This window comes from Acetomicrobium mobile (genome assembly GCF_937920065.1).
Map to the genome: position 1 here is coordinate 1 of NZ_CALETC010000230.1, position 3,540 is coordinate 3,540.

The 3,540-nt window shown below is 43.8% G+C and carries 5 protein-coding genes; 2 read left to right on the forward strand and 3 right to left on the reverse strand.

All coding sequences use genetic code 11. The features are described from left to right. Both Q7P41_RS08705 and Q7P41_RS08710 read left to right on the forward strand, forming a co-directional pair. A partial coding sequence (locus Q7P41_RS08705; RefSeq protein WP_303883531.1) for a DUF554 family protein occupies window positions 1–496 on the forward strand: 496 nt, incomplete at its 5' end. Between the two features lie 58 nt (window positions 497–554). Further along, complete coding sequence (locus Q7P41_RS08710; RefSeq protein WP_303883533.1) at window positions 555–716, forward strand: hydrogenase expression protein HypA/HybF; 162 nt, start codon at window positions 555–557, stop codon at window positions 714–716. An 86-nt stretch (window positions 717–802) separates the two neighbouring features. Here Q7P41_RS08710 and Q7P41_RS08715 read toward each other — a convergent pair whose 3' ends face one another. The 3 genes from Q7P41_RS08715 to Q7P41_RS08725 all read right to left on the reverse strand — a co-directional run. Beyond that, on the reverse strand, window positions 803–1,738 hold the full coding sequence (locus tag Q7P41_RS08715) for an ArsA family ATPase (RefSeq protein WP_303883534.1): 936 nt from the start codon (window positions 1,736–1,738) through the stop codon (window positions 803–805). A gap of 58 nt (window positions 1,739–1,796) precedes the next feature. Further along, complete coding sequence (locus tag Q7P41_RS08720; protein ID WP_303883535.1) at window positions 1,797–2,072, reverse strand: hypothetical protein; 276 nt, start codon at window positions 2,070–2,072, stop codon at window positions 1,797–1,799. Window positions 2,073–2,177: 105 nt separating this feature from the next. Next, a partial coding sequence (locus Q7P41_RS08725; protein ID WP_303883537.1) for a carbon starvation protein A occupies window positions 2,178–3,540 on the reverse strand: 1,363 nt, incomplete at its 5' end.

Sequence of the window (3,540 nt, forward strand, 5' to 3'; positions counted from 1 at the left end):
CGCAATAGTTGGGGAAGCACTAGAACTGGAAGAAAGGTTGCAAAATGGACTAAAGGGCTTGAGAACTAACATGATTGAGCAGGGATTTCAATTCGGCGGAGACCACTTGGTCGAGGGGTTTTTAACTGCCTTTTTGCTTTTCTGCATGGGATCGATGGCGATATTGGGCGCTTTTGAAGAAGGAATCGGCAAGCCGCCCAGGTTGTTACTGGTCAAGTCCTTGATGGACTTAGTCTCTTCAATTGCACTGGCTTCCACTTTAGGGGTCGGAGTGCTTTTTTCTGCAATTCCCCTTTTGCTGTATCAAGGAGGAATCACCTTGGGAACCCTTTGCTTCAACGACTTCATATCAAACACGCTAATCGATAACATAACAGCAGTTGGAGGGATCTTACTTCTTGGACTTAGTCTTTCCCTATTAAATATAAAACATTTTAAAGTATTCAACATGATCCCTTCTTTACTCTTTGTAATAGCATTCTCGCTATTTTTATAAAACACGAATGGCCAAAGTTGTGTATAATATAAGTAAAGGCAAGATGGGAGGTGTCATCATGAGAAAATTTCGCTGCCTCGTTTGTAAGTACGAATTTGAGGTAGAAGACGTCCCCCCTGTGATGAAGTGCCCGAAGTGTCACGCCCGCTTCATCGAGCTAGTTGAAGGAGAACCTTTTAGGGGTAAACCCTGGAGCAGCAAAAGCTTTAGCGTAAGTTAATCTTTATGAAAATTTCATTAGAAGTTTTCATAAAACAGTAGGGAAGTGCTTTTATCCCTACTGTTTTTGCTAAATATAAATATGTCCTATCCCGCAATCAACATGTCCGCTATGATTCTAAGGTCCATCAAACCCCACACGTCTTTGTCAAGAAGCTCGATTTTTGTCAACACCTTATCGCCAAACTTTTCGTAAATCACATTTATGTATTTTTCTTGAACTTCTTTTCGCTTATCTACGAAATTCCCGCTCAGTTCCTGCGGGATAACGCCGTTGATCACAATGCCGGCGACCTTGATACCCGAGCTTTCTAAATATTTAAGGGCTCTTTCCGTCTCAAAGACAGACAATCGCTCCGGAGTTACCACAAAGACGAAGGCCGTCTTTTCGTGATCGCTTAACACGTCCCACGCCTTTTCAAAGAGGGTTTTTCTCTTTTGCAAAATGCGTAAAATCGGGTCCTCTTTTACAACGCCGGATGCCCTTTGAAATAATTTTAACGCCTTTTCGCGCTTTTCTATGAGGCCATTGATCCACAGGTCCAGAAGCTTGGGCAAGGACAAGAGCCTTAAAGTATGCCCCGTAGGAGCGGTATCGAAGACCACCATATCAAAGGATTTCTCCGCTTCTTCCATGACTTCAATGAACTTATCGAATATTGCCGCTTCCTCCGAACCAGGTGACATGTAGGCTGCATCAATTTGTTTTTGCAGAGCATCAATTACAACGCTGCTGACCGCACCTGATAGCTGTCTTTTGACGCCTTCAATGTATTTCTTAGCCTCGATTTCCGGATCTACCTCAAGAGCAAACAGATTATCTAAAATTTGAGCTCCCTTTGGACCAATGGTTTTATCGAAGATGTCGGACAAAGAGTGAGCTGGATCGGTGGAAACCAGCAATATTCGCTTGCCCCTCTCTGACGCTTTCAAAGAAAAAGCGGCGGCACAAGTTGTTTTACCAGTGCCGCCCTTGCCTCCAAAAAACACGTATTTTTTGTCGAATAAAACAGCCACGCTCATATAGTGTCACGTCCTCCCAATTTCCTTGAAATCACCCCAACGGGGTGAAAGTTTAACATCAGAAATCAAATTGCGCAGCCTTTTCTTCCAAGACTGTGCCTTTGACCGCCATGCGTTGCTGCCAACGCTCTATATCGTCAGCCAAGTAAGGCAATAACTCTAAAGTGTAATAAGATGTTGGATTAGGTATGCCTAGAAGATCGCCAAAAACGAGGATCATAAAAGCATCATTAGTATCGAGCGCCTCTTTCATCACCATGGGGTGAGTTTTATTTATAGGCTTCAATAGGGTGGCAAAAAAGTCCTTAAAGAAGGCCGCCACCTTTTTCCACATCACTGTTCCCCCTTTATTAAATTACAAAAATTCACATTTAAACTCCAGATCCCGACATCCCCAGGGGAATCCACGAAAAACACATTCCCCTGGGGATCAAAGGAACTATGCCTGCTGCTCTTTCTTCTTTCCAGTTAAAACATTGTAGCTTAATGCTATCAAGATAATTGCCAGTACAAAAAGAAGGGCTCCAAAGAAGACCAATATATAGTTTCCCTTTGCAATATTTGATTTGATCAAGAATACCAGGGCTGTAAGGGTGACTACAAACATAAATATCATCGGAGCTATTAACATCTTGTTATTCATTCCCTTGTTGGCAAGCCACGCAGCCACTGCGAGGAAAGCCACGCCTGCCAAAAGTTGGTTGGCAGAACCAAACATGGGCCATATTAATCCCCAACTCGTAAAGGCCAAGTAAATTGAAACGCCAATTGTTATGACGGAAGCAACGTATCTATTGCTAAGGATCGACGTTCCAGATGTTGATGACTCCGTAGCAGACGTTTCCTGGAAGAATTCCTGAAAGGCAAATCTTCCAAGTCGACCTGCTGTATCCAAAGTGGTAAGCGCAAAGGCCGACACAGCCAGGGCAGTGAAGGTTTTTCCCATCGTAGCATCTACGCCAAAGCTGGTCATGAAGGTAGCTAACCCAGTTGAAAATACGTTAACAGGTCCTCCTTTTAAAAGTTCCGCATAACCATCCGAAGTTAGGTAAACTGCCGTAAGAGTAGCAAGAATTGCGAGTGCACCTTCTATCAACATGCCACCGTAACCGATTACTTTTGCGTCTCCTTCTTTGTCAATCTGTTTTGCCGTAGTACCAGAAGCAACAAGCGAGTGGAAACCCGATATAGCTCCGCAGGCTATCGTTATGAAAAGCATTGGAAAAAGATAACCTTGAGTTGGATGTTTAAAAGCAGTCACCGCTGGCATTGCTATCCTGGGATGGTATAAGAGAACGCCTATAAACCCACCCAGGATCATGGCATATAACAAGAAAGAGTTAAGGTAGTCTCTAGGCTGAAGCAACATCCACACAGGCAAAATAGCAGCCACTACAATATACAGTGACAATATTATCAACCACGCTTGTTTGGACAATTTCAGTGGGAAGACAACCCCAAGCCATATGCACAACGCCAAAAGCGCAACACCAACAACAGTGCTCACGATCAATGGGGCATTTCTCCTGTATATTGCAAATCCAAAAACCATGGCTAAGGGAATAAACAATAGCGACGCCGTAGCAGCTTCAGGGGTAGAGACAAAAGTGTCAGCTACTATATTGGCAAAAGCCGCAATGATGAGTACTAGGGTAAGCCAGGAGAAGAGCAAAAATAGCCTCTTGGCTGCCCTTCCGACGTTTGCATCGATGATGCCGCCGATGGACAAGCCTTTATGTCTGATCGAAGCCACAAGCGAACCAAAATCATGGACAGATCCAATAAATATATTGCCAATGACG